We start from the raw sequence: 25,288 nt of genomic DNA on the forward strand, positions 1-25,288 counted from the left end.
TCTTAGAATAAGAGTTAGAATCTTAGAATAAGAGTTAGAATCTTAGAATAAGAGTTAGAATAAGAGTTAGAATAAGAGTTAGAATCTTAGAATAAGAGTTAGAATAAGAGTTAGAATAAGAGTTAGAATAATCCCAGTTTCTGAAAACAACTGAATACTTTATTAATAAATGCAAACTAAACTAAAATGTAATAAAAAGGTGAACCCTCTAGGGTTACCCTTTCAGTTCTTTAATTATCAGTTCGCGTGCAGTTTTTGCGTCTGCCGTACCTTTTGTCTTTTTCATGACCTGTCCCACAAGGAAGTTCAGGGATTTCTCCGTGCCTCCAAGATAGTCCTGTACTGCAGCTTCATTTTCGGCGATTGTTTCAGCAATTGCTTTAGTCACCAGGTCGTCTTCGGCTTTGAAAAGGCCCTTTTCTTCGATAATCTGGGACGGGGTCTTTTCCTCCGCAGCATCCAGCATAGTTCGAATGACTTCAACGGCAGCCCTGTCACTGATTTTACCTTCGGCAAAAAGGTTAACCAGTTCTACCATATCTGAAACCTTAATGGAATTCTTTATCCCTGGGTCTTTTGCGTGGATAAAACCTATTTTCTCCCCGTCATAAGAAGAGATTTCAAGGTCACGGTAATTTAATTCTCCAAGGAAGACATCAGCCGTCCAGGTAGCTGCAATCTTTGGATCAACTCCTTTTGCACAGACGTTTTCATAGAAGTCGGCGAGCATAATCTTTGACGTAAGAGACTTTGCATGCATATCCGTAATTCCGTACTGCTCTATGAAGCGAGCACGTTTTGCGTCCGGAAGTTCAGGTAGAGTCTCCTTAATTGCAGGAATCCAATCGGTAATGCGCATAGGCATAAGGTCGGGTTCGCGGAAGTAACGATAGTCTTCAGCTTCTTCTTTTGTCCGCATTGAAAGCGTTACGCCCCTGCCTTCGTCGTAATGTCGAGTCTCCTGTGAGACTTTTCCTCCACGCCGGATTACATTCTTCTGGCGCATAATCTCATAGAGAAGAGCTTTTTCAACTCCTTTATGCGAGGAGATGTTCTTAACCTCAACACGGGTACCCCAGTGGACTGAAACGTTTGCATCCACACGCATTGCTCCTTCAAGGTTGCCGTCAAAAACATCCAGATACTCAAGGATATTCCTGAACTTATCAAGGAACCTTCTAGCTTCTTTGGGGCTGCGCATATCAGGTTCTGTAACAGTCTCAATCAGAGGCACGCCTGATCTGTTATAATCAATAAGGACACCTTTTGAATTCTCTATACTTCCGATGTGCACAAGTTTGCCTGGGTCTTCTTCCATGTGGGCTCTTGTAATCCCTACCACATGTTCTCCGTCTTCTCCTTCAATTACGACTTTTCCATTGCTTACAATTGGGAAATCATACTGCGTAATCTGAAAACCTTTGGGAAGATCAGGATAGAAATAGTTCTTCCTGTGGAACTGTGTCTCTTCTGCAATCTCTCCTTCAAGGGCAAGCCCTACTTTAATTGCAGCTTCTACTACTTTTTTGTTAAGAACCGGAAGTGTTCCCGGAAGGCCCAGACAGATTGGACAGGTGTGAGTGTTTGGGGCTGCATTGTGGTAGTCTGTAGAGCAGCCGCAAAACATCTTGGTCTTAAGTTTATTAAGCTGGATATGGATCTCAAGCCCGATTCGTACTCCGTCAGGATTTTCATAAACCATTTATGCCACCTCCGGAGGTCTCTTTGTGTGATAATCAGTATTTTGCTCGAAAGTATATGCTGCACGCAGCACAGCAGGCTCATCAAATGGCTTGCCCATTATCTGAAGCCCTATTGGAAGACCGTCAGTGAAACCGCAGGGCACGGAAAGTGAGGGTACGCCTGCAAGATTGATCGGGCAGGTATTCACATCCGAGAGATAAAGGGTAAGAGGATCTTCAATCTTTTCTCCTATTTTAAAAGCAGGGTTTGGCATAGTTGGAGCCATAAGCACATCAACTTTTGAGAGAGCCTTGTCAAAGTCCTGCTTAACAAGAGTTCTGACCTTCAGGGCTTTTAAATAATACTTGTCGTGATATCCTGCTGAAAGGGCATAGGTTCCCAGGAGAATTCTTCTTTTCACTTCTGTCCCAAAGCCCTCAGCTCTCGTCTTTGAAACCATAGCATGCCAGTTTTCACCGCTTGCTCTATAACCATAACGTGTTCCGTCAAATCTTGCAAGGTTTGAGGATGCTTCACTCATTGCAATGATATAATAAGAAGCAAGAGCATACTTTATATGAGGCATAGAAACCTCTTCCCAGGACGCTCCGAGATCTTCGCATTTGTGTATGGCGTTCCAGACGGCTTTTTCAACATCTGGATGAATACCTTCTCCGAAAAACTCTTTTGGAACCCCGATTTTAAGCCCTTTTACATCTTCGATAAGAGCTTTCTGGTATTCGGTTTTACTGTCAATTGAAGTGGAATCCTTACGGTCATAACCGGCTATAACATCCATCAGCACTGCAATATCTGTCACATTGTTTGCAAGAGGTCCGACCTGTTCAAGAGAGTTTGCATAAGCCACTACTCCATATCTGGAAACGGATCCATATGTCGGTTTAAGTCCAACAACCCCACAGAAAGCTGCAGGGCAGCGTACAGAACCTCCTGTGTCAGAACCAAGGGCAAAAGGAGCTTCTCCTGCTGCAACAACTGCTGCACTGCCACCGGAAGACCCACCCGGTACTCTTTCAAGGTCCCAGGGGTTTGCAGTCGGTCCAAAATAGCTGGTTTCCGTAGAGGAACCCATTGCAAACTCATCCATGTTGGTCTTTCCTAGAATCACGGCACCTGCAGCGAGAAGCTTTTCAATAACATGAGCATTGAATGGCGGAACATAGTTCTCAAGGATTTTAGAACCGCAACTGTTTGGCAGTCCAACTACGGAAATATTATCTTTTATTGCAATTGGTACACCTGCAAGAGGGCCATCGTGCCCCTCAGCATCAATTTTCTTCGCCTGCTCAAGAGCTTTTTCAGAGACCGTTATATAACCATTAACTTTGCTCTTTCCTATAGTCTCGAGATACTGAGCTGTTACTTCCTCGGCTGAGCTTTCCTTAATTTTCTCTTTTACTTGTGCAACACTCATCCACTTTGCCATTAAAAATCCTCCTCAGCCTATCTTCGGAACTCTGAAGGCTCCATCCTGTTTGTGTTCGGTGTTTTCAAGAACAACTTCCTGCGGGAGACATTCTTCTTCCACATCATCCCTGAACACGTTATGAATCTCAGCCACGTGGTAAGTGGGAGCTACATCTTCAGTCGGCAACTCGTCAAGCTGTCCGAAATACCCCAGCACTGAATTAAGTTTTTCCATATGTTCAACTGTTTCCTGTTCGCTAATATCAATGCGAGCAAGCCAGCCGATATGTTCTACATCTTCTTTTGTGATCATAAAAGTCCCTCAAAAATAGAATAATCCTGAATAAATGCCGTTGGTTGCTGCATAATATAAATAGATTAATGGGATAAATATATATTCATCATCCTCCTGCATCAGTTGCCGCTCTCGAGTTCCTTCACCCGAGTTCCTTCACCCGAGTCTCGTCTCGGGAGGACGGTGCCCTTTTCGCTCACTTCGTTCACTCAAGAGGGCTGAATTATGGTCAAGATAAGCTCTTTATTCAATTTGCTAAGGAATGCTATCTTATAAGACAAAAGGAATTTTTGAAGTTGTGGTGGCAGCGAGTAAGTTTTTACTGGCTGCCGAATATGTCTTTAAGGTCGTTACTTTTTTTGCCTTCTGTTGAGGTCATACATCTGGACTTTTTTCATTTTTGCCAGTTGAGTACTCTTTCAAGTTCGTCGTCGGTAAGGTGTCGTGCTTCAATGTAACCGTTGTCTACGGCTCCATTGAATATTTCGTCTCCCAGGGCTGAACCGGTAAGGACTGTAGTCCAGCCTCTTGGGCTGCCAACTTCGCCAAAAGAGAGATCTGAGTTTTCGGCAGTAAGATCCGTACAGAAACGACAGGATGAGCTCCTATATTCATCAAATTCGTTGAGGTCGAAGATTTGTTGTTTTCCGTCTTTCAGAGTAACCTCAAACTTCCCTTTCCGAGTTTTCATGGCATCTACATTTTCCAGCGTAATTCCATAACTTTCCAGTACTGCTTTAATTCCCTCATAGGAGAAGGTATCCATACAAAAGAGCCCGAGTTTGAGAACCTTTGCTCTCATAAAGAGATGTAGAAATCCATAGGAACTTTTCTGCATTTTAGTGACTGCATCAATATTACAGCTTGTCCCTACGAACGCAACACTGTTCATTCCCTGTTTAATTGCGCTCATAAGAGCTTCAAGCGTCATTGAATGAGAATAGATACTGCCGCTACTCTCAAGGATCTCTTCCCTTTTCCTTGTAACTACTGGTACAGGTTTCCAGGGCTCTTCTTTTTAGCGGGTAGTAACTACAGCAGAGTCAATTAACCCTTCATCAAGGGCATACAAGAGTAGAGATGTCACAACTCCTCCATCCTGTCCCTTTATTTCGGGAATAGCAGATCTTGCTGCATATGCGAAGCGGAAACTCCCTATAAGTACCTCTTCTGTGGTAATGGTTCTCGTACACTGGTAGTAGCAGACTCCGCAGGCTTTACAGGGGCCTACCAGTTTTGGTGCGTCATGCTTTATCGTTATATATTCTCAACTTGCTGCGCAGGCTCCGCAAAGAGTACATATGCCTGGTTTTATAATGTCCTTTTTTAACTTTCCAAAGGAAATTCTTTCTTTCTCACTAAGATTCCGTTTGAGTCGAATTACACTTTTTTCTAGAGCATCGAATTTCTGTTTGCATTCGGAACTGCAAAAATAGTAGCTTTTCCCCCCATAATCCGAAAAATACTCAGTATTGTCAAATATTATTTTTTTACAAATAGAATCTAGCGGCATTAAAAGCTTCCGATGCAGGTTACACGAAAACTTCAGGAAATACCATAAGTGCAATCAAATGCGTGACTCACAAAAGAATTTGATGCTAGTCTTAAAGGATATTGATCTTGTAGCAGTGAAGTTAATAACTAGTTAAAAGAGACTGATTTATATAAATTTTATATAATTATAACTTTTATATTTATTATCTCTCTGATTTTTACTTTTTTACATTTTATGGGATTTCCACCAAAGACCATTAGATGAATGAATACTTAGATTATTGCTGATTTTTCAGCGATGTACTCAGTTATTGTATTCTTTCATTTTATTCCTGTTTTTCCTTTACTTCTCTTCTCTTCTTTTGTTTCCTTTTTCTTGTTTTCTTTCCCTCTTTTATTTTCTTCCCTTTTTCTTCTTGTTTTTCCTTTTCCTCTTCCTTTTCTTCTTGTTTTTTCTTTTCTTCTTCCTTCTCTTTTTCCATTTCCTTTTCTTTATTTTTCAGATATATTTTCTTCTCGTAGTATGCCAGAGGATGACTGATTTTTTCACACAATCGGTCTTTACCTATGCAGTTCCCATAGGTTCTCATGGTGTCACATGCAGGAGGTTTGTATACGTTTCCTGTTGCGCCTGCGATATGTTCTATCTGATAAAGGGTTACTTCAGCGTCAAAATCAGGAGATACATTGAAAAGGTTAAGAATTTCATCTACTGACATTCCCACACTGAGCAGGAAGGAGGTCATGGCAAAGCGCATAGAATGGGCAAGATTTACTCCACCCTGTACGTTTGCAAGGGCATGGGATATACAGGGAGGAAAGAGGTCTGGTTCCACTACACCAAAGTCCGTTGTTCCGAATTTTTTCTTGTGGACCTCAAATTTATCTTTTATTTCAGCAACATAAGGCGCGCAGAAACTTGATACTTCAGAAGGGATTTTGGGGATGGGAAATGATTTTTCTATTCTTTCTTTGATTGCTTCTTGAAGAAGTCTTACAAAGTCTTTTTTCGTAACTACGACCATTCCGGATCTAAGCTGCCGATTTGTTAATTTCCAGACTGGTTCCCTTATTGAGGAGGAAAAGCGTATGTAGTCTGCAAAATGCATACTGAACTTTAACTCTTCGGCTTCTGCTTGAATTCCAAAATCCTCCCCAAATTCAAGCAAAAAATCAGTACTTTCTTTTTCGAGCCATTTTGAGGCTGCTTCTGCTTCTTTAAGTGCGTATCGCTTGGTGAATAACTGGTCATCTACACAAGCGACCAGAATTTGAGCAAAAGGATAAGATAGAGTTTCGGAAAGAAGCCAGCTTTCATCTTTTATGAGCGTTTTTTCAATCTCTCCTTCGATGGATTGCATTACTCTTTCCATCCCGCGAACTCGAGATCTCCGAAAGGCTGGAGAATTAAGCAAACTCTCTAACGAGACTCTAAGGCTTTCTACATAAGCAGATACTTCTGAAGCAAATGGGTAAAGAGCAATATGTTCCTCGTCCATTTCAGTCCGACTCAATTCTTGGAGCCAGGAGGTAAGAAATCCTTCCTGAACCATTCGCAATTTCGAAATCTATGAGTATTGGGAAGTCTTTTCCAAGGGAGAGAGTAACTTCATTGACTTTGTTTGTGGGTTTAACTATATCGGTCAGATAATCCAGAGAGAACAGAGAACATGCTTCGCCTGCTTTCAGATCGATTAGCTGATCCCTACCCATTTCGAGACGGACCTGATCGGTATCGCCTTTTGCTTCCATATAGAATGTATCGTCCGAAACTCCCATAAGCATATGGTCACTTATTTTTTCGGCAGCTTTAACAGCACGTCTGAGGTCTGCACCGTTAAGGACTACTTTGGCAGGCAATTCGAGTTGTGGAACTCTTGGTTCTGCTCGAATCGTAGAAGGATCGAGAAGAGAAAGTGTATAAGACAGCCCTCCGACATCAATCAGGAGTTTGTGATTTTCTTCCTCAAGTTCCATCCGGACTGTGTCATTCTTATCCGCAATTCCCAGTAGGTCTGTAATCTTGTTCAGGTCGACTCCGATTTCACATTCATCAGCGTTATACTCGTCGAAAGCAGATGATCCAAGCTCGAAAATTCCCATTGCAACATTGGCAGGATCAACGGCTTTTACCGAAATACCTTCAGGGTTTATTTTGAATCTGACCTCATCTACAATTACAGCTAGTGCGGCAACCGCGTCTTTCAGAAGCTCTGCATTAATTGCTGCCTTAAACATATTTTTTCTCCAATAATAAATTTAAATCTAAACTCTTTATTACCCTTGAGATATATAAATTTCTTTACAGATTCCTAAATTCCAGCTCATCTTTAAAAAAATTAACTATCAGAATTTGACCAAACAGGGTTTTGGAGTCAGAAAAACCATTAGATTCAAACTCCTGATAACTATATAAATCTTGGTCAGAATTCAGGGTGGCTTCAGGTTCTGCGTGAAGCAGAAAGGAAGCTCCTGATGAAGCTGTTTTTCCGGGAAATGTACTCTTCGAGGGGGAATAGAAGGGCAATTAAATCTTAGTCGTATTCTCTCCAGGTAAATCCGCATTTCGTACACTTGAAGAAGCGAGTTTCGGATTCATCGGCAGATCTAAGTTGTCTGAGCCACCAGGCTGCAGTATTATTCCCACATTCTGGGCATTTTGCACTTGTTGTCGGCAGGCCTGAAGTCTGCTCACCTTCCAGAACTACTATCTCATGGTCATCGATCTTGTCTTTGGAGACAAAGCTTTTTTCATCACTTTTTATAGGTATTATGTTCCCGCATTTTCTACACTCGTAGTTCCCGTTTTTAGGAAACATCATACTTTTACATTTGGGGCAGAATTGCATTAATATCACTTTTTGCATCGTTTATAATTTTATTGTGGTCAAAAGCCAGTTCAGGAATAGAATCAAGCTCGAAAAGATCGGCGGAGTCTGCATCAGATCCGGATTTCAGCTCTCCGGAACCCTTTGCAAGGTAACATACTGAAACCGTATGACCTCTGGGGTCACGGTCGGGATCGGAATAGACTCCTACAAGTTTGATAAGCTCTACAGAAAGGCCTGTTTCCTCAAAAGCTTCCCTTACTGCTGCTTTTTCTGTAGTTTCCCCGATTTCTACGAAGCCGCCAGGAAGGGCAAATTTTCCCTTATATGGGGGATTTTTTCTCTTCACAAGCACAAGCCGGTTTTTAAAGAGGATTACGGTATCAACGGTTAAACTAGGAGTTTTGGGTTTCATAAAACGCCTTCGTATTTCCTTTCCAGGAGATCTCTTTTTCCGCCACCAATCCCTTCTGAATTAGCTTTCCCGGCAGGAACGCCAGAATGAAATAATATTATTATTATACATAACGTAGAAATTCTTCATCTTATTTCAATTTTGACATTGTAAGTCAAGTTCCTGTCAAGCAGAAAAATCCCTTATGTGGTTGCTTCTCTTAAATGTTTCCCTTTTATCGAAACAAAAATTTTCTGTTCCTGAATCTCTTCAATCTCTATGTTTTTATACAAACGAGAAAATGTATGTAATGCTTTGTTTGTAACGTTATTCTTCTATAAAATGTATGTAATGATTTGTTTGTAACGTTATTCTTCTATAATAGGAATATATTTCTTATTTGCAGGCTCAATTACTCGGTATCGTGGGATCTTGACATCTAGAGGTAATAATTCTATGTTTCTTTATCAATATAGAAAGTAATGATAGAGGTAATAATTCTATGTCTCTTTATCAATATAAAAAGTAATGATAAAAGTAATAATTCTATGTTTCTTTATCAATATAGAAAGTAATGATAAAAGTAATAATTCTATGTTTCTTTATCAATATAGAAAGTAATGATAGAGGTAATAATTCTACATCTCCTTATTAATATAAAAAGTAATAATAAAAGTAATAATTCTACATCTCCTTATTAATATAGAAAGTAATAGTAAAAGTAATAATTCTACATCTCTTTATCAATATGAAAAGTAAAATCCATAAGCTTTGAATTCCTAAATACTAACGATTATGAACTAATTTGACTTATTGGAAACTTATTTAAATATTTATTAATTATTTAGACAAGTTCATTTGTCGCTTTCCGGAAACTTCATAACTTGCCCGAGGCTTTCTGAGCTTTCAGAATAAGAAATATAATATTCAAAACTAAACTTTACCTCTGGCAAAAAAGGTGCGTAAAAAATGATAGAAAGTATACTCTGGCTCGCAGTCGGGTTAATGGTTGCGTCATCCGTCATCCCCAGAACCTCTCGGGTTCGTAAACTTGTTGGAGGGATTGGATGGGGTGTATTTTCCATCCACTGGAGTTATCAGCCTCTTCATTATCTCGAAATTATGGACTATGCCAATGTGCTCTTAACAATAGTAGTAGCTCTGTTTTGTCTACTTGTAGCATACATCATGTTTCTAGAGTACAGAAAAGGTCCTCTAAGGATAATAAATAATAGAGAAGTGCTGCACTCAAAATTTTCATCTCAGGGTGAGGCTGATTCCCTTGACATAACCTCGATGCTTACAAGTGCCAGTGCACTCGGAGCTCTTGTTTATTTCCCGTTTGCGAATTTCGCCTTTCTGAATACCTGGATTATAGGAGGGGTTACTTCTCAAGTTCTCTGGGTTCTTCATTATTTAGAGATCCCTGCGTACATGAAAGCCTGGAATATGATATCACTTAATGGGTATACAGTAGAAATCATTCTCGCCTGTACGGCGATTGAAAGTATTGCTCTCTTTATGGGGCTTATAGGTGCAGTGAGAGCTCCCCTTAGTCGCCTGGTTATGGCGTTTATTGTGTCAGTGCCCGTGATCTATGTACTTAATCTTATCCGGGACATTTTCGTAGTAGTTGCTTATGGAGAGCAATGGTTTGGGGCTGACAGCTTTATAATTGCGCATAACTATATCGCAAAGGCGGGTTCAGGCATTGCCCTCTTTATAATTTCATATGCAGTACTTCGGATTCTGCCAGAACTGTTCGGAATGATTGATGGCCTCTGGGTCATTCTTTCTAAAGAATTGAAATCTCTTCTGCGCAGGCCCGAGGGGGATTAAGACAAATGCTTGCAAAAGGTTCGGAACCCTGGCTTTTTACAGCTGTGTCTATTACTGCATTGTTTGCAATACTCTCCAGAGCAATAAACAGCTCTCATTTAAACCACGTTGCTTACATGGCAATGGCACTGACTTTCTTTATGGTTCTTTTTTTCAGAGACCCCGAAAGAAAGGTTGAAGTTTCGGACACTTATATGGTTTCCCCGGCCGATGGCACTGTTATAGACATTCGAGACCGGAAAATCTGTATTTTCATGTTTCTCCAGAATGTACATGTAAATAGAGCTCCTATTTCGGGAAAGATCAGAGAAATAACTTACAAGAAAGGTGGATATCTTCCCGCTTTCTGTAAAGATTCTGAAAGAAACGAAAGAAACGAGTTTATTATCCACAGTAAGTATGGGGATGTTAGTGTCATGCAGATTGCAGGCACAATTGCCAGGCGAATAGTCTCTTATTCTCGAGTAGATGATAACATCGAGCAGGGACAGCGCATTGGGATGATTCGCCTTGGATCCAGAGTTGACGTAACAATCCCCAATAACTTTGAGATTATAGTACGGAAAGGAGAGCGGGTACTTGCAGGCAAGACCATTATAGCAACAATAAAAAATGACAGGGACTTTTGAACATGAACGTATTTCAAATGTTAAGACTCCCGGACCTGGTCTCTCTTTTGAACCTTATCTGCGGAATCAGCTCAATTGCAGTAGCTGCTCAGGCTACAGTCCAGACTGCCACATCTCAAACGGCTGCTCAGAATGGATTTGTTCTGGCTTTGATCTTACTTCTTATCGCAGCAATTGCAGATGGAGCGGATGGGTACATTGCCAGGCGATTTAAAGGAGGAGAACTCGGGGAACAACTTGATTCCCTGGCAGATGCAGTTTCTTTTGGGGTGGCTCCTGCTCTTCTTATATACTTGCAGTTTGGGAAAATAAACCCTCTCGTAGGAGATCCAGACCCTCTTGTTGCGGTATTTCCGGTTTTCTACGCTATCTGTGGTGTGCTCAGGCTCGCACGTTTCAATTCTATGGCTCCTAGTAAAACTGGATTTGAGGGCCTTCCCATAACTGCAGGCTGCGTTATGCTTGTTACATATATGTTGTTAAGCGAAGACTTTGTCAAGATAGACTTCCTTCTAGCACTTACCCTTTGTCTCTCTATTCTTATGGTGAGTTCGGTAAATTATCCGAAGATCAAGAATGTCAGGGTTCTCGCTTTTATAGCTTCCATTTTTGGGATAACTATGCTTCTCTACCTGTATAATATCGAATATATGCGAATTTTCTCGATTCTGCCTTTTATTCTGATGTTGATGTACATCTTTTCTCCTTTTTTCAAGATCCCTGTATTAAGCAACCTGGGTAGTAAGGAATATCGAAATAAAGAACTGAGAATCGGGAAAGAAAAACAGTAAAACCAATTTGTCCGAAACATCCATTAATGAATTCCAAAAAGGAAGTGATTTGTTTGGTCCAAGAAAAAGTAACTGACAGAGATAACGCAATCTTTGAGGCAGGAATAAAACTCGGAGCCCTTTACCACCAATTTACGGGCTCTCCTGTAAATTTAAATACTGTTTCAAGTCTTGAGCAGGCTATCCAGAAAAGTATTTCAGTTCAGCCCTACGTGGAAGAAATTTCCGTAAAAATCGACAGAGATATGTTGAAAAGCAAGCTGAATGACGAATTCGGTTATTCTGAACTTCAGGGGCCTATGCTTAAAGTAAAAATCACTGTAAGATACGGCCCCTCAAGGATAAAAGTCGGAATGGAATATGACCCTGAATTGAATTACCCGTTGATGAAAATTCTAGAAATCGAAGAGATACATGTTTGAAATCAATTTTCTATGTGTGGATTGAAGTAGAAAACAGAGTAAAGCAGAAAACAGAGTAAAGCAGAAAACAGAGTAAAGCAGAAAACAGAGTAAAGCAGAAAACAGAGTAAAGCAGAAAACAGAGTAAAGCAGAAAATAGAGTAGAGCAGAAAACAGAGTAAAGCAGAAACAGATCTTAACATAAAATATAACTCAACATAAAAATTGAGCTTAAAATAAAGAAACAGAGGCTTTTAAACCTCTTTCTTTGCAGTTTCAAAAGCCCTGACAACTTTTTCATTCTGTTTCAGAGTACCGGCTGTTACTCTTATAAGTGTATCTCCAGCATCCCTGAAAGAGTCACAGGAACGTACAATAATTCCCTTTTTCATGAGACTCTGTGTAACGGCTTTTGATTTTAAAGGGGCAACGTCCACAAGTACGAAGTTTGCCTGGGAAGGATAGACCTTAAAAGGAATTCTTTCTTTCAGGTATTTCCTGCCTTCTCTTGCGATTTCTACGCTTTTTTTGCGGTGTTCAACGTCTGAAAGGGCAGCTATTCCTGCTTTTAACGCTGGAAGACTTACTGAAAACGGAGTTGCTGCTCTTATATACTCTTTTGCCAGCCATTCGGGCATAATCCCATAGCCCAGGCGCAAGCCTGCGAGCCCAAATACCTTGGAAAAGGTTCTGCCCACAACAAGATTATCGTATTCTCTTACAAGTTCTGCAAGGTTCCTGTCTGCAAACTCGACGTATGCCTCGTCAACGAACACAAGAGCCCTTGTATTTTCAAGGACTTTCCTAAGATCCTTTTCGGGAAGGAGATTGCCTGAGGGGTTATTGGGGGAACAGAGGAAGATTATCTTTGTCTTGCTGGATGCGGCTTCCAGAAGCTTTTCAGGATCTATTGAGAAGTCCTGGCTTCTCCTGACAAAGACAGGCTTTCCTCCGCATGCACGTGCCGGAAGTTCGTAATAGGCAAAAGTAGGAGTAGGGACAATGACTTCGTCCCCTTTTTCGATAACCAGCCTGCAAAGCCCGTCAAGTAACCCGTCCATTCCTGGCCCTGAGGCTATGAGGTTTGAAACCGGAAAGCCTGTGTATTTCGCGAGTGCCTCCCTGAGTTCAATCGCGTCTGCTGAGGGGTAAATGTTTGCGAATGGAGCGGTGTCCATCAGGGCCTGAACAGCTCTTGGAGAAGGCCCTAGTGGGTTTTCGTTTGAGCCGAGTTTGATAATTGAAGCCGGGCCAAGTCCATAGGCAGAAGCGATTTCTTCAATTGATTTCCCTGGAACGTACTCTGCAATATCAAAGATTTCTTTTTTTATCAGTTCAGGCCTGCTCAAGAACATCAACTACCTTATCTATCTGTTCTTTTGTAATCACAAGTGGGGGAACCAGACGGAGCACTGAGTCCGATGTGCAATTTACAAGCACTCCATGTTCCCTTGCAAAGTCCACGAAATCACTGCAGGGATGGTTTATCTCGACTCCTATCATGAGCCCTTTTCCACGGACTTCTACAACATCTTCCCTTTCCATATTCCTGAGCTTTCCCATGAAATAAGCCCCGTTTTCTTTTGAGCGCTTAAGGAGTCCTTCTTCCCTGATTGCCTCTATTGAAGCGAGTGCAGCTGCACAGGCAAGCGGCCCGCCTCCGAAGGTAGAAGCATGCTGTCCGCGCCCAAAGCTTAGTCCGTCTCTTGCCGCAATAGCACCCATTGGAAAGCCTCCTCCAATTGCTTTTGCCATGCTCATGATATCTGGTTCTACGCCGAACTGATCTTTACAGAACCATGTACCTGTCCTTCCAAATCCTGTTTGCACTTCATCAAAGATAAGGAAAGTTCCGGTTTCATCACAGATTTCCCTGACTTCTTTAAGGTATCCGGGATCCGGGATATTAACTCCGCCTTCTCCCTGAATGGGCTCAAGGATCACGGCTGCCGTGTTTTCTGAAATAGCCTTCCTGATAGCATCAGCATCGGAGTACGGGACAAAAGTAGTCTCGGAACTCACAGGCGGCATGAAAGGGTCCCTGTACATGCTCTTGTGGGTTACGCTGAGTGCCCCTATAGTCCTTCCGTGGAAGGAGTGTTCAGCAGCTATAAAGGCACTTTTTCCGGAAGCCATACGGGCCAGTTTCATCGAAGCCTCTACGGCTTCTGTCCCTGAATTACAGAAAAAAACGCGTTCCATTCCTGTAACCGAAACCAGGGCTTCCGCAAGTTCAGCCTGAATCTCAGTGTAATACAGGTTAGAAACGTGCAACAGCTTCTCAGCCTGGGCCTGGATTGCCCTGACAACAGCTGGGTGGCAGTGCCCAACATTGTTTACTGCAATTCCTGCTACACAGTCAATATACTCTTTTCCGTAAATATCCCGGACAACCGCTCCCTTTCCTTCTGAAAGTACAAGGGGCTGACGCCCATAAGTCTGCATTACGTATTTTGAATCTTTTTCTATAATTGAATCGTATTTTGCCTGTAAATTCTCAGGCTCTGTAACCTGTAAATTTTCAGGTCCTATGAAATTTTCTGTCAATTGGATCCCTTCATGAAATTTGTTCCTTTAAACTGATCGGAAAGTTTAACGAGTAAAGTCTGGAATATTTTGAATGACTTCTGGTTATTTTGAACTATTTGTAGTTATTTTGCATTACTTCTGGTTATTTTGAATTACTTTTGGGTTTTTGAATTACTTCTGGGTTTTTGAATTACTTCTGGGTTTTTGAATTACTTCTGGTTATTTTCGAGTTATATCTAAATCTGGAGATCGAATAGCTCAAAATGAATGTATTATTAAGATATTAAGATTTTTGAGAGCATTTTCTTTTGAGGGTTCAAAAAGTTTACAATTAGATTTCAGAGTTGAGTTCTGCTCTGTCATCTCCGAAACCCAGATAATTCCCTGATTCCCTATGAATGTTACTGCTCCTTCTCAAAAAAGAAATTTTTTCCAAGACATTTTTTCCGCAGTTCTTTCTCCCCAAAGCATTAGATCACTTCCTTTAGGGATCAGATTTGCCATATCTTGAGCGAAAATTCGGGCGAAAATTCGGCAGAAAGTCTGATCAGAGGAAATTCCGGGTTTTCTGGGCGTAAAAAACATACGAAAGGGCTCGAGTTGGATTAATCACTCTCCGAGATTAATCACTCTCAGATTACTCTTCGGACTTATGTTCCTTTTTGTAAGTCCTGGCTCCTGTGAAGCGTCTAGTTCTTTCCAGGGCCTTTGTTCTGGCAGTTTTTCTTTTTTTACCAGGTCCAAAAATATTACTGGCTTTTTTTGCATTCAGCTTGACAGGTGAATCAATTTCCATCACATTCAGGGGCTTTGCGGGCTCATCCTGAGAATTTTTTTCGTTTTTATCCCGAGGTTCATTTTCAGTTTCTCCCTTAGGGGCATTTTCGGGCAATTTATAAGTTTCACTCATAATTAATTTCCCTAAAGCATTGACTTCTGCAAGAACAGGCATTTCTGCAGCGTCTCTTAAGAAAGATACCCCTGAAGGGGCTTTTATTGTGCCATCAACCCTTGCTTTTTCAAGCAATAAGACCGAGTTGGCATTTACTCCTCCAAAAACTCGACTGTTCCTGCCAATCTGCACATCTCCTTTTGAATAGAGATTGCCATAGACAGTGCAATTTTCACCGATGAAGATCTTGCCTTCTGAGTAAATGCTTCCCTTAATGGTCAGTTTTTCCCCTGTAGTGACAGTCTGTGCCCGAATATTTCCTGTTAACAGGCAGTTTTTCCCAATAGAGGCTTCCCCGTCGACCTCAATAGTTTCATGGGAAAGCTTTGAGCCGGCTGGTATAATCAGTACTTTTTCAGCGGGTTCTTTTCCTTCAAAGCTCTGTATGTCCTCAGAATCATCAAAAAGTTCTTCTACGGCTTTTTCAATTTCTTCGCCTTTTCCAAGGCGCATCATTTCCTTTATGTAAAGAAATAGGAAGATAATTACAGGGATCGGATTCCTCACCACTATCCATCCCTTGGCTTCGAAACCTCCTTGAATTTTAACTTCTTTTCCTACGTCCAGGTCTCCCTGTACGAGCAGTTTCCCGTCAATGGTTACAAATTCTCCCAGGTAGGCATTTCCGCCGACTTCTACTCTGTTACCCAGTTTTGACCACATATCAATTCTGAGATCATTACTTGCCGCAATATCCCCTGAGATGGCTACCCCTTCTCCCATAATAACAGTATCGCCGATTATGCTGTATTCAATATTAGAGTGATTGCCGACAATAACGTCTCCCTCGACTGTAATTCTGTTTGCTTCGATTCTGGTGTTATCTGGAACCAGGAAGTATTTTAGAACCTCTTCTGACTCTGAAATATTGCTCACTCTCCGGGAAACTGTTATCTTTTGGCTTTATTTCTTGAAACAGTATTCTTGAAACTTTATTTCTTGAAATTTTCATTTCTCGAAACTTTATTCTTGGAACTTTATTTCTTGAAATTTTTATTTGTCGAAACTTTATTTCTTTAATATTTGGACTTTAGGATTAAAGCTTCTTTTAAAATACGTTTTTCTGAATGTCATTCATTCAAAAATTACTATCTATGATATATTCTTATTCATTTTATCCGCTCATTATAAGAATATTTGAACAATATAAGTAGCGTTTTATATCATATTTAACTATATGTAAATTTGTGTGAAATTTAAAAAGCTTCGATATTTAGAATAATACTTAACATTTTTTCTCTTTTCCAATGTCTCTTTTATATCTCATAAGTCTTTCTAAGTCTCTTGATTCACTTTCCTTTTTTCGAAGCCACTCCTGCTCTTACATCCACAGCTGCCCCACTGTTAAGAACCAGGATCTCTGCAGGAGACAGAAGCAGTTGTCCTGTTGCAAGCAGCTTGTCAGTCTCATCTGTGACAAGTACTTCTTCTCCGGCCCTCAATTCAGGATCAATTTCAACTACGTGTTTTATAAAAGCGGTTTTACCTTTCTCCACAAAAGGAGCGGCTTCTTCTGAGATAACGACCCTGAGCTTCTTTCCTGGCAAAAGCCTGTGGACAATGGAAGCTCCTTCAATACTGAGGGTAAAAAACCCATCCTTTGCTCTTGCTGTAGCCATACGTTTTCCAGAATGTAAGACCTGACGTACTCTTTTTGTCCTGGATAACTGGAACGTTGAGTCATCCGGAAAAAGTTCTTTTCCAATGCCTTTCCCAAACTGATAGTCTGCTATCGTGCGAACTCTAGCAAGTCTTTCGGTGCCATTATTCATGAGAGTACGTAATATATGCAGACCTTAAAGCCGTTCCGGTTATCCTGATTCTTGGGACTCTAATTTTACATTGGGACCATGATTCTACATTGGGACCACAATTTTACATTTCATATCTATTACTTATAATAAATTTTTAGTCTACTATTCTTCCGGTTGAGCTTCTTACTTTTCTTTACACATTTTTGCTTTTTGGTCAAATGCAGCTGTTTCTCTCTTTAAATTCCTCACACTTTTTTATTCCAATCTTCATTTTTTTGCTCTCCAAGTCTAGCAAAAATATTAAGAAGTATAAGCAACAATCTATTATCGGGTTTACGAAAATGAAAACATGAGTATATCAAGAACTTTGAGCTTCTTACGGTCTCAAGAAGGCAGGAGAGGGAATCCGCTTGATAGTCCGAAAAAATATCTCTATTGACCAGTGTTATGTGGATAAATTAAAGCCCTTTCTGGAAAAAAATAATGGAAATTTAAGTGCGGCAATAAGGGATACTATCGAAACTGCCTCTCTTACCCTGGATGGAAGAACCGGTGAAAACGGGGAAAACTCTTCAGGTAAGGTCTCACAGAATGCAGAATATCGTAATGGACTGATTGAGGAAGAAGAATTCCTGCTTGTTCATCATACTCTGCTTGAGTGGCTTATTAATAATACTTCTGGGTTATTGATCGACGAATCTACCGTATATGAGATAATTAACCCTTATAAAATTAAACGAATCTCTGATGTTGTCAGTTATATGAATTCGCTCAATGAGAAAATGAGCTGGAAAATTAAGGTTGATGTGGAGTACAGTCAGGGTCCTGAACCGGAAACTGCAAGTCTTACTCTCTCAAACGGAAATTCCTGCTTCAGGGAAATTATGGCCCACAGCCTGGCTCTTTATCTGGCAAAACAGATGAAACTTGATGTTCAGGGTCTATTCTGCAAATCAAACGTAACAAAGGTCTATTTTAAAAGGTTTGAGTTTCTTGATTTTCAAAAAGTTCCTAACGGGCTTGAGGAACACTTCGGGTCTATGGAAAGTACTTTCCGGGAAATTCAAAAAAAGCCCGAGTTCTGGAAGAATCTTATCAAAACTTACAGGCAGCATAATTACCAGCGTCTTAGCGTGCAAAGAAATACTTTCGAGGCTTTTGTTTCAGGAGATCTTCCATCCATGGCTGAATTGAGAAGGAATTTTGAGTTGATTACAGGAAAGCCCCCAGCAGCTTTCACCCTTGCCGAGCATATAATAATTTTTAAAGAAATTTACCTGACTGACAGCATCGGAAGTGATATAGAAATTTGCACGGAAAAGGGCAGAGAATATGTGAAACTTATTCACGACTATTCTGATAGAAAAGTATGTGACTCTCTTACAAAATATTATTCCAATGTTTTCAAGTCAATTAACTACTCTTTTAAAGTCACTACCAATCCTAATATGATTCTTTTTGAGTTCGGAAAAAGTCCTGTTTCAGACGATGATTTTTTGGAGTAACGAATCTCGAACACTGAATCTCGAGCAATATCGAGCCTTAATTTCTTGATTTTTTGATATTCAATAAGATAGATAAATTCATATGTGGGATTCTCCTATCCTTTTTCATGAGTGACGTAATTTTGCTCTGGGACTGCCCTCTTCTCTTTGAAAAACTGTTTGTGGAATATGGGCTTGAATGCACTCGTGCGCTCTCAACGTCCCTTGGTACTCCTTATCTTCCTGCCTGCAATGTTCTGATTTTGCCGACAGGTTTTGCAAATAAACAGTATACGAAAACAGGCGCAGGACTTGAACGCGGTAAACGTTCTCTTGAAAAGTTTGTGACAAAAGGAGGGACTCTTCTTGTTTTCAGCCCTCTTGTCCCGGAATATGAATATGAATGGCTTTCTTTTTCTCTGAAATACGTAATGGAAGAAAACTCATGCACACCTCAACTTGTAGGTAAGCACGAAGCCCAAAAGCTTGTGGAAAATATCGACCCTCCTGTAGGATGTGATGGTTATTTCACGGAAGCCGATGCTGATGTGATATTAACAGATGACAGGGGCAGGCCTATAATGGTCGTAAAAGAAATTGGAGAAGGCATGATCGTTGCAACCACAATACACGAGCTCCCCTCAGCCGGATTCTTTGAGTGCAGGGTTGCATGTACAAAAAAGGTAAAACCATAAAAGAAAATTTAAAACAAAAAAATCAGAACTAAACATATATATAATTTTTAGGAATTAATGCCTGACAACAGGCACAATTGCTTTTTATCCTTCATTTAATCTTTTTTATATTTTCATCTTTTTTGTACTGGCTCCTAAGTCTCTCTATTTCTTCGGTTTCGTTTTTCAGTTTGACCACAAATAAGCCGAAGCAGGGCTTTGTGAACTGAAATATAATATCGTTTCCTGAAAAACCAACAGGGGCAGCTGTACCCATGAGCATGAGTTCTCTTACTTTGTATCCACCAGGTACAAGGTATACCTCTTCCGAATTTTTGATGATAAAACTTTCACATTCTTTAATAGTTGTGTTCTTTAGAAGAACCTCATAGTCATATTCGCTTAAACATACCATTTTTGTACCTTTTATTATTTTTTTCTTAGTGCAAAAGAGAGTAAAGTCTTTTCAATACCTTCATGCCAAGAAAGTTCTGTACAAATACCAAATTTAATATAAATTATTTATATACTTTTCTCTATATAATTTTTGAAACGCTTGCAGATTAGTGTATACTCGTCTCGACTAAGCAATTTTTAACCTGGTATCAACAATTTTATTTAAATTTAATAATATTAATCGGTTAAATGTTATTTACTGGTTGAATATTATTTACTAATTAAATATTATCTAGTAGTTAACTGATACTTTAGATATATTGGAAATAGAAAGCATGGAAGATATTATTGAAGTTGATCCAAACACTCAAAACATTTCTCTGAATCCCACATTTTGAATCGTTAATTAAGCTTTAAATTATGGAGAATAATTATAAAACTTTTTTCAGATTATGAAAATTAGTTCTGAAACCTTATTAATTTTTGGAAACGTAGTCGGTTTTGGGAAGAGTTCTTAAGCTATAATACTGTCACGATTTCAAAAATTTCCATCAAAATATTAATTGCAAAGATTAAAATTCAGGGTAAACCTTAATCTTACAGATAAAATACCTAAGAGATGAAATGTTATGACCGGCGCAAAAGTGCTCCTCATGATGGGATGTCCAGAGGTTCCGATTCAAACCAGTATTGTATTATATCTTTCCCATAAGCTTACCAAGCTGGGATTTGATGTAACCGTTGCCGGGACAACTGCCGCAAGCAAGCTTTTGAAAGTTTCCGATTCCGACGGTTATTATGTAAAAAAGCTGGTAGATCTTGACAAAACCATAGTAGATATTATTGAAAAAATAACGGATTTCGATATGTGCTTCGCCTTTATGCATAACGATGCCGGAATGACTTATGCAACGACTATGAGCTCCATTTCTCAGGCCAGAATGTATTCTGTAGTCTTTGGCAGGAACGCTGAGGCTCTGGCTGAAACTATAGAGTTCGATTGTGAAAAGATTGTCGCACAGGATGTTCACAATCCTGTTCGTCTCAAAAACAAGCTGGATAAGGTGATGGGGGAGATCGTTATATGAGCTGTATTGAGCAAATGAAGTATACAATCCATTTGCAAAGGATAAGCTTCAAGGAGGCAAGAGAGTATATTGAAAAAAATTCGGACGAAGTTTACTACGTATCTCCTGGATATAAAATCTTCAAAAATTACTATATAATAGGAATACCACCCATTGCAATGGGGGCAAAAGGCAATGCTCTCATTTTCCCATATACAAAGCCCTGCCATGGAAGCTTTGTCCTGAGCATAGACAATGAGGACAGCATAAAAGAGATTAATCGGCTCAGGGAGACGGGAGAAAAAAAGGCAACGACTTCAGCGAAGAAAAGTAAACCTGCTAAAAGTTCTAGGGCACCTTTAACTAGCTATGAGGACATGTGGAAAAAATAAAATCTAAAATTTAGCATGATACTATTTAGCATGATACTATTTAGCATGATAATATTTTGGAGATTATTTTAACACTGAATAAGAGAAGAGCTAAAAAATGGCTCTTCGCTGTTTCGAGTGGGTAACTTCCATTCGGCTCTTAGTATTAAAGTAATATATCTAAAACATAGGAATACTTGTTGTTGAAAATCAAATTCAAACTTAATGTTTCTCTTTTTGACTTGGCTACTTGAACTCAGCAATTTATTTAAATTCACACAAAATATCGAAGAGCCATTAATTTCTCCTTCATTATGCTTTCATTTAAAGGAATTTACGGACATAACATATGCTCCTAAACTTTTACTTCTTTCAATGAATTCCTTTCATATTTTTTTCGCAACGAAACCCGAAAACTTTAACAATATTAAAGTTATATTGAATAATGTTAAAATTAATATGAAAAGGTGGTTAAATTAAATATAGATAAAATACCGAGATGGATTCTTGATTTGGAATTGGAGGATATCTCGTTCATTAAAAATTTTATTTTGAGTTCCGGATCTCTGAAAGAAGTCGCAAAAATATACGATGTTTCTTATCCTACCGTTCGCCTTCGGTTAGATAAACTAATACAAAAAATCAAACTAAGTGGAAATAAACAAGATGAACCTTTTATAACTTTTATTAAAGGCTTAGCCGTTGATTCCAAAATTGAACTGGAAACTGCAAAATTGATCATTGAAAAATATAATTCTGAGAAGAGGGATAAATAAAATGAGTATCTTTTTAGGCTCCTTAATTTCAGCAGTAATTCTCATATTTCAATATATTCTGAGTGAATCCAAAAATTGGCTACTTGGTGGAATTATTCCGTTGCTTGTAGTCCTTTTCGCTTTGTGGTGTTTTTTCATCCGCACTCCACGATTAGGCGTTGAAGCCATAATACCTTTCAGCATATTGTTTTTTTTGCTTTTAGGTGATTGGGTAGATGGAAGGAGCCGCTTTAAGAAAAAGAAAAAAGAAGATATGGAACACGAACTGAAAAAGATGCAGGTGCATGATCTTAGTGATTAAACGCAATAAACACAATAGCAAGTCGATTATCGACTCGCTATTACTGTATACCATATTTGCAAGTCGATTATCGACTCGCTATTACTGTATACCATATTTGCAAGTCGATTATCGACTCGCTATTACTGTATACCATATTTTTCTACTTCAATTTTGATGTTCAATTTGATGTTCAATTTTAATGTTCAATTTGATGTTCAATTTTAATGTTCAATTTTAATGTTCAATTTTAATGTTCAATTTTAATGTTCAATTTTAATGTTCAATTTTAATGTTCAATTTTAATGTTCAATTTTAATGTTCAATTTTAATGTTCAATTTTAATGTTCAATTTTAATGTTCAATTTTAATGTTCAATTTTAATGTTCAATTTTAATGTTCAATTTTAATGTTTTCATATTTGATATGAATACTTTCTAACTAAACAATTATCTTCAACCCATACAAAACAGCAAAGAGCCAAGAAAATTTTGTTTTTTCTCTAAATTGATTACTAAATCGGATCTTGTACAGATCTTGTACATATCTTGTACAGAATCTTATACATTTTCACTCTATTACCAGGTCTTTGACTCTGATCCCGCTTTCTACAATTTTTCCTACGATTTTTCCACCGGTAATCTCTGCAGCTTTTGCAGCATCTTTTTCAGGCAAGATAACAAGAAAACCCATACCCATATTGAAGGTTCTGTACATTTCAAGATCCTCAACTCCGCCTTCCTTCTGCAAGAATTTGAAAATATCCTGGGGCTCAAGAGGATCGTAAAAATCAAAACCGAGTTTTGTTACTCTTCTCAGTTTCAAAAGTCCGCTGCCTGTTATATGGGCAAGTCCATGGACTTCACATGCCTTCAGCACATCAAGAATCTCAATATAAATTCTTGTTGGAGTTAGGAGCTCATCTCCGATCATTTTTGAATTGTCATAGGGACAGGGGTCGTGATAAGAGTACTTGGATTCCTCAATGATTTTCCTTACAAGAGTATAGCCGTTGCTATGAACGCCTGTGCTTGGGACACCTACAATCACATCACCTACCCTTACTTTCTCTCCCTCGACAATCTCGTCTTTCCGGACAATTCCAAGGCAAGTACCTGCAAGGTCAAAACCTTTAATTATCTCTGGCAGGGTTGCGGTTTCTCCGCCAACGATGGACATTCTGGATATTTCCGCGCCCTTTACCAGCCCTTCTCCAATCTGGGCGGCAAAGCCTTCTTCATGCTTTTCCAGGGCAAGATAATCTACAAAGGCTACAGGCTCGGCTCCTATGGCTAGAAGGTCATTTACATTCATTGCGATACAGTCTATACCTACCGTGTTCCACCGCTGCATTTCGTTTGCAATAAGAACTTTTGAGCCTACCCCATCAGTTGTCAGGGCAAGGGCATATTCTCCGAAGTCCAGAAGCCCTGCATAATGCCCTATTCCTGTAAGGGGAGCTCCTATACCTTTTCGGACATAGCTCAATTTTTCGATAAGGGTTTTGACGGTTTTTTCTTCCTTTGTAATATCTACGCCTGAATCCGCGTACGTTAAGTGCTTTTCGCTCATCTTTCGCCCCTCCCTGCCTGCTTTATAGCTGTTTTCCAATTTCATTTCCGTTATATAATTCGAATTCATCATGCAGGGTCTTGACTGCAGCAAATGCATCGTTTTCCCGCACTACGAAAGAGATATTGTACTGGGAAGAACCCTGGCTGATCATGATAATATTAATAAGCGAGTTTCCAAGTGCTCCGAAGACCCGTTTTGCCACGCCTGGGGTCCCTGCCATACCTGCACCCACGACTGCAACTACGCAGACATTTTTGTCTGACGTGATTTCTTTTACGATTCCGCGGTTGAACTCTTCGTGCAGGGCTTTTAATGCAGTTTCCACATGTGCTTCACTGATCACGAAAGAGATATTTGATTCGGACGAGCCCTGGCTGATCATAATAACATTAACGCCTGACTTTGCAAGTACTGCGAAGAGCCTTGCTACAGTCCCGACCGCTCCTACCATTTCTGCGCCTGAAATGTTTATGAGAGCCACATTTTTGATTAGGCTTACGGCTTTTACTACATTCTTGCACTGGAACTTTTCCGCAACTACGAGTGTGCCAGGTAACTTAGGCTCAAAGGTATTCTTGACACGTACAGGAATGTGTTCGCGCATAGCAGGCTCAATCGTGCGCGGGTGCAGTACATTTGCCCCGAAGTAAGAAAGTTCCATGGCTTCGGCATAAGAGATTTGCGGGATAGTTTTTGCCTCGGGCACGATTCTCGGATCGGTGGTCATGATACCGTTTACTTCTTTCCAGAGCCAGATCTCGTCGGCTTTTAAAGCTGCGCCCAGGATGGAAGCTGTAAAGTCAGACCCACTCCTTCCCAGAGTGGTAATAATTCCTTCCTCGTTTTCTCCGATAAATCCCGTAACTACAAGAATCTGTGTCTCAAGTCTGCATCCAAGCCTCTTATTCACAAGTTCATAAGTTTTCTCAAGAGGTCTTGCATTTCCGTAATCCGATGATGTTATAATTCCTGCTTCTCCACCTGTGAATTCAGTTGATGCGATTCCAAGGGAACGGATAGCTCCTGACACAATCGGAGCAGCCAGGCGTTCTCCGTAAGAGCAAATATAGTCAATTGACCTTGAAGTAAGCTCACCAAGATAGCAGATTCCAACCAGGGCTTTTTCGAGCTCGTCAATGCGGAGGTCAAGTGTTTGGATAACTTCTTTTGCGACTGTGGGGTCATCAATGGCATCCTTCACAGCCTCGTGGTGTTTGTTTGTAATTTCTGTTTTAAACTCTTTCACAAGGGCGACTTTGCCTTTTGTTGAGGCAAAGAGTGCATTTTCCAGAAGCTCGTCGGTTACTCCACCGAGTGCTGAGGTTACTACCACGATCTGGTTGCCTTCTTCACGGTACCTCTTCAGAAGCTGGGCAACATGACGGATTTTTTTTCCGTCCCCAACGGAAGTTCCTCCAAATTTCATTACAATTTTCATGATCGGATCACGTTTTGTCGTTAACTGATTATTCTCGCACCATTTACTTAAACTGTTGATAAGAGTTTTAGTTATCCTCACTAATTATTTGGATTGGAATTAATAATTCTCCAAAATTCCTGCAGGTTTGCAGATTGCTTTCAATAATATGTTTTTTGTAGAGAAAGCTATATGTCGGCTCTTTCGACACCTAATACATTTTATGCTGAG

24 protein-coding genes and 1 pseudogene are annotated in these 25,288 nt (G+C 39.9%); 10 read left to right on the forward strand and 15 right to left on the reverse strand.

The window, feature by feature from the left end; genetic code table 11:
• Positions 1 to 214: 214 nt before the first annotated feature.
• The 8 genes and pseudogenes from gatB to MSBRM_RS00625 form a co-directional block, all read right to left on the reverse strand.
• The gene (gene gatB, locus MSBRM_RS00585) at positions 215 to 1,702 is read right to left on the reverse strand and encodes an Asp-tRNA(Asn)/Glu-tRNA(Gln) amidotransferase subunit GatB (protein WP_048120711.1); all 1,488 of its coding nucleotides are present in this window, start codon (positions 1,700 to 1,702) and stop codon (positions 215 to 217) included.
• Positions 1,703 to 3,130 carry an Asp-tRNA(Asn)/Glu-tRNA(Gln) amidotransferase subunit GatA gene (gene gatA, locus MSBRM_RS00590; protein ID WP_048120710.1) on the reverse strand — a complete coding sequence of 476 codons (1,428 nt, stop codon included), beginning with the start codon at positions 3,128 to 3,130 and terminating at the stop codon, positions 1,703 to 1,705.
• A gap of 12 nt (positions 3,131 to 3,142) precedes the next feature.
• Positions 3,143 to 3,424, reverse strand: coding sequence for an Asp-tRNA(Asn)/Glu-tRNA(Gln) amidotransferase subunit GatC (gene gatC / locus MSBRM_RS00595; protein ID WP_048120709.1), 282 nt, complete (start codon positions 3,422 to 3,424; stop codon positions 3,143 to 3,145).
• A gap of 332 nt (positions 3,425 to 3,756) precedes the next feature.
• Positions 3,757 to 4,919 (reverse strand): annotated as a pseudogene (locus tag MSBRM_RS00600) (Coenzyme F420 hydrogenase/dehydrogenase, beta subunit C-terminal domain).
• Positions 4,920 to 5,226: 307 nt separating this feature from the next.
• Positions 5,227 to 6,453 (reverse strand): DNA primase regulatory subunit PriL, encoded by a 1,227-nt coding sequence (gene priL / locus MSBRM_RS00605; RefSeq protein WP_329957093.1) that lies wholly within the window; start codon positions 6,451 to 6,453, stop codon positions 5,227 to 5,229.
• Entirely contained in the window at positions 6,401 to 7,138 is a 738-nt protein-coding gene (locus MSBRM_RS00610) for a DNA polymerase sliding clamp (protein ID WP_011305902.1), read from the reverse strand. The genes priL and MSBRM_RS00610 overlap by 53 nt, the downstream gene beginning before the upstream one ends.
• A gap of 296 nt (positions 7,139 to 7,434) precedes the next feature.
• Entirely contained in the window at positions 7,435 to 7,749 is a 315-nt protein-coding gene (locus tag MSBRM_RS00620) for a transcription factor S (protein ID WP_048120705.1), read from the reverse strand.
• Positions 7,727 to 8,143 carry an NUDIX domain-containing protein gene (locus MSBRM_RS00625; protein ID WP_048120703.1) on the reverse strand — a complete coding sequence of 139 codons (417 nt, stop codon included), beginning with the start codon at positions 8,141 to 8,143 and terminating at the stop codon, positions 7,727 to 7,729. Before MSBRM_RS00625 ends, MSBRM_RS00620 begins: the two co-directional genes overlap by 23 nt.
• A 948-nt stretch (positions 8,144 to 9,091) precedes the next feature.
• On the opposite strand from MSBRM_RS00625, the gene artA reads away from it, so the two are divergent.
• Genes artA through MSBRM_RS00645 form a run of 4 tightly spaced genes read left to right on the forward strand, consistent with a single transcriptional unit; the run spans position 9,092 to position 11,803 of the window.
• Positions 9,092 to 9,961: an archaeosortase A gene (gene artA, locus MSBRM_RS00630; protein WP_048154048.1), complete on the forward strand. Its 870-nt coding sequence runs from the start codon at positions 9,092 to 9,094 to the stop codon at positions 9,959 to 9,961.
• Positions 9,962 to 9,966: 5 nt separating this feature from the next.
• A complete protein-coding gene (locus MSBRM_RS00635) occupies positions 9,967 to 10,590 on the forward strand; it encodes a phosphatidylserine decarboxylase (protein ID WP_048120700.1) in 624 nt (207 codons plus the stop codon).
• A 2-nt stretch (positions 10,591 to 10,592) separates the two neighbouring features.
• Positions 10,593 to 11,381 carry an archaetidylserine synthase gene (locus tag MSBRM_RS00640; RefSeq protein ID WP_048120692.1) on the forward strand — a complete coding sequence of 263 codons (789 nt, stop codon included), beginning with the start codon at positions 10,593 to 10,595 and terminating at the stop codon, positions 11,379 to 11,381.
• Between the two features lie 26 nt (positions 11,382 to 11,407).
• Positions 11,408 to 11,803, forward strand: a complete 396-nt coding sequence (locus MSBRM_RS00645) for a dihydroneopterin aldolase family protein (RefSeq protein WP_196297276.1) — start codon at positions 11,408 to 11,410, stop codon at positions 11,801 to 11,803.
• A 233-nt stretch (positions 11,804 to 12,036) separates the two neighbouring features.
• Here MSBRM_RS00645 and hisC read toward each other — a convergent pair whose 3' ends face one another.
• The 4 genes from hisC to MSBRM_RS00665 all read right to left on the reverse strand — a co-directional run bounded on the left by hisC (position 12,037) and on the right by MSBRM_RS00665 (position 17,035).
• Entirely contained in the window at positions 12,037 to 13,137 is a 1,101-nt protein-coding gene (gene hisC / locus MSBRM_RS00650; protein ID WP_048120690.1) for a histidinol-phosphate transaminase, read from the reverse strand.
• Positions 13,118 to 14,227 carry an acetylornithine transaminase gene (locus MSBRM_RS00655; RefSeq protein ID WP_230629343.1) on the reverse strand — a complete coding sequence of 370 codons (1,110 nt, stop codon included), beginning with the start codon at positions 14,225 to 14,227 and terminating at the stop codon, positions 13,118 to 13,120. The genes hisC and MSBRM_RS00655 overlap by 20 nt, the downstream gene beginning before the upstream one ends.
• 721 nt (positions 14,228 to 14,948) lie before the next feature.
• Positions 14,949 to 16,139, reverse strand: a complete 1,191-nt coding sequence (locus MSBRM_RS00660; protein ID WP_069575216.1) for a hypothetical protein — start codon at positions 16,137 to 16,139, stop codon at positions 14,949 to 14,951.
• A gap of 413 nt (positions 16,140 to 16,552) precedes the next feature.
• Entirely contained in the window at positions 16,553 to 17,035 is a 483-nt protein-coding gene (locus MSBRM_RS00665; RefSeq protein ID WP_048120686.1) for a PUA domain-containing protein, read from the reverse strand.
• Positions 17,036 to 17,427: 392 nt separating this feature from the next.
• On the opposite strand from MSBRM_RS00665, the gene MSBRM_RS00670 reads away from it, so the two are divergent.
• Positions 17,428 to 18,522 (forward strand): hypothetical protein, encoded by a 1,095-nt coding sequence (locus MSBRM_RS00670; RefSeq protein ID WP_048120684.1) that lies wholly within the window; start codon positions 17,428 to 17,430, stop codon positions 18,520 to 18,522.
• Between the two features lie 107 nt (positions 18,523 to 18,629).
• Positions 18,630 to 19,196: a hypothetical protein gene (locus MSBRM_RS00675; RefSeq protein ID WP_048120682.1), complete on the forward strand. Its 567-nt coding sequence runs from the start codon at positions 18,630 to 18,632 to the stop codon at positions 19,194 to 19,196.
• A gap of 91 nt (positions 19,197 to 19,287) precedes the next feature.
• Here MSBRM_RS00675 and MSBRM_RS00680 read toward each other — a convergent pair whose 3' ends face one another.
• The gene (locus MSBRM_RS00680; RefSeq protein ID WP_048120680.1) at positions 19,288 to 19,590 is read right to left on the reverse strand and encodes a DUF1894 domain-containing protein; all 303 of its coding nucleotides are present in this window, start codon (positions 19,588 to 19,590) and stop codon (positions 19,288 to 19,290) included.
• Between the two features lie 610 nt (positions 19,591 to 20,200).
• On the opposite strand from MSBRM_RS00680, the gene MSBRM_RS00685 reads away from it, so the two are divergent.
• The 4 genes from MSBRM_RS00685 (at position 20,201) to MSBRM_RS00705 (ending at position 22,086) form a co-directional block, all read left to right on the forward strand.
• Complete coding sequence (locus MSBRM_RS00685; RefSeq protein ID WP_048154052.1) at positions 20,201 to 20,659, forward strand: DUF1890 domain-containing protein; 459 nt, start codon at positions 20,201 to 20,203, stop codon at positions 20,657 to 20,659.
• Entirely contained in the window at positions 20,656 to 21,030 is a 375-nt protein-coding gene (locus MSBRM_RS00690) for a DUF1894 domain-containing protein (RefSeq protein ID WP_048120674.1), read from the forward strand. The genes MSBRM_RS00685 and MSBRM_RS00690 overlap by 4 nt, the downstream gene beginning before the upstream one ends.
• A 446-nt stretch (positions 21,031 to 21,476) precedes the next feature.
• Positions 21,477 to 21,785, forward strand: coding sequence for a DUF2089 family protein (locus MSBRM_RS00700; RefSeq protein WP_048120670.1), 309 nt, complete (start codon positions 21,477 to 21,479; stop codon positions 21,783 to 21,785).
• Position 21,786: 1 nt separating this feature from the next.
• Entirely contained in the window at positions 21,787 to 22,086 is a 300-nt protein-coding gene (locus tag MSBRM_RS00705; protein WP_048120663.1) for a hypothetical protein, read from the forward strand.
• Between the two features lie 549 nt (positions 22,087 to 22,635).
• Here the strand turns inward: MSBRM_RS00705 and purM are convergent.
• Complete coding sequence (purM, locus tag MSBRM_RS00710) at positions 22,636 to 23,637, reverse strand: phosphoribosylformylglycinamidine cyclo-ligase (protein ID WP_048123349.1); 1,002 nt, start codon at positions 23,635 to 23,637, stop codon at positions 22,636 to 22,638.
• A gap of 22 nt (positions 23,638 to 23,659) precedes the next feature.
• Entirely contained in the window at positions 23,660 to 25,078 is a 1,419-nt protein-coding gene (locus tag MSBRM_RS00715; protein WP_048120662.1) for an aspartate kinase, read from the reverse strand.
• Positions 25,079 to 25,288 lie beyond the last annotated feature (210 nt).

This window comes from Methanosarcina barkeri MS (assembly GCF_000970025.1).
GTDB classification, from domain to species: domain Archaea; phylum Halobacteriota; class Methanosarcinia; order Methanosarcinales; family Methanosarcinaceae; genus Methanosarcina; species Methanosarcina barkeri.

Excerpts from the sequence above, each read along its gene's own strand:
- MSBRM_RS00685 (WP_048154052.1), top strand. The coding sequence starts at position 20,201 with ATGACCGGCGCAAAAGTGCTCCTCATGATGGGATGTCCAGAGGTTCCG.
- MSBRM_RS00640 (WP_048120692.1), top strand. The coding sequence starts at position 10,593 with ATGAACGTATTTCAAATGTTAAGACTCCCGGACCTGGTCTCTCTTTTG.
- MSBRM_RS00610 (WP_011305902.1), bottom strand. The coding sequence starts at position 7,138 with ATGTTTAAGGCAGCAATTAATGCAGAGCTTCTGAAAGACGCGGTTGCC.
- gatB (WP_048120711.1), bottom strand. The coding sequence starts at position 1,702 with ATGGTTTATGAAAATCCTGACGGAGTACGAATCGGGCTTGAGATCCAT.
- purM (WP_048123349.1), bottom strand. The coding sequence starts at position 23,637 with ATGAGCGAAAAGCACTTAACGTACGCGGATTCAGGCGTAGATATTACA.
- gatC (WP_048120709.1), bottom strand. The coding sequence starts at position 3,424 with ATGATCACAAAAGAAGATGTAGAACATATCGGCTGGCTTGCTCGCATT.
- gatA (WP_048120710.1), bottom strand. The coding sequence starts at position 3,130 with ATGGCAAAGTGGATGAGTGTTGCACAAGTAAAAGAGAAAATTAAGGAA.
- MSBRM_RS00655 (WP_230629343.1), bottom strand. The coding sequence starts at position 14,227 with ATGCAGACTTATGGGCGTCAGCCCCTTGTACTTTCAGAAGGAAAGGGA.
- MSBRM_RS00705 (WP_048120663.1), top strand. The coding sequence starts at position 21,787 with ATGAGTATCTTTTTAGGCTCCTTAATTTCAGCAGTAATTCTCATATTT.
- MSBRM_RS00680 (WP_048120680.1), bottom strand. The coding sequence starts at position 19,590 with ATGGTATGTTTAAGCGAATATGACTATGAGGTTCTTCTAAAGAACACA.
- artA (WP_048154048.1), top strand. The coding sequence starts at position 9,092 with ATGATAGAAAGTATACTCTGGCTCGCAGTCGGGTTAATGGTTGCGTCA.
- hisC (WP_048120690.1), bottom strand. The coding sequence starts at position 13,137 with ATGTTCTTGAGCAGGCCTGAACTGATAAAAAAAGAAATCTTTGATATT.
- MSBRM_RS00625 (WP_048120703.1), bottom strand. The coding sequence starts at position 8,143 with ATGAAACCCAAAACTCCTAGTTTAACCGTTGATACCGTAATCCTCTTT.
- MSBRM_RS00635 (WP_048120700.1), top strand. The coding sequence starts at position 9,967 with ATGCTTGCAAAAGGTTCGGAACCCTGGCTTTTTACAGCTGTGTCTATT.
- MSBRM_RS00665 (WP_048120686.1), bottom strand. The coding sequence starts at position 17,035 with ATGAATAATGGCACCGAAAGACTTGCTAGAGTTCGCACGATAGCAGAC.
- MSBRM_RS00620 (WP_048120705.1), bottom strand. The coding sequence starts at position 7,749 with ATGCAATTCTGCCCCAAATGTAAAAGTATGATGTTTCCTAAAAACGGG.
- MSBRM_RS00675 (WP_048120682.1), top strand. The coding sequence starts at position 18,630 with ATGAGTGACGTAATTTTGCTCTGGGACTGCCCTCTTCTCTTTGAAAAA.
- MSBRM_RS00715 (WP_048120662.1), bottom strand. The coding sequence starts at position 25,078 with ATGAAAATTGTAATGAAATTTGGAGGAACTTCCGTTGGGGACGGAAAA.
- priL (WP_329957093.1), bottom strand. The coding sequence starts at position 6,453 with ATGGTTCAGGAAGGATTTCTTACCTCCTGGCTCCAAGAATTGAGTCGG.
- MSBRM_RS00645 (WP_196297276.1), top strand. The coding sequence starts at position 11,408 with ATGAATTCCAAAAAGGAAGTGATTTGTTTGGTCCAAGAAAAAGTAACT.
- MSBRM_RS00690 (WP_048120674.1), top strand. The coding sequence starts at position 20,656 with ATGAGCTGTATTGAGCAAATGAAGTATACAATCCATTTGCAAAGGATA.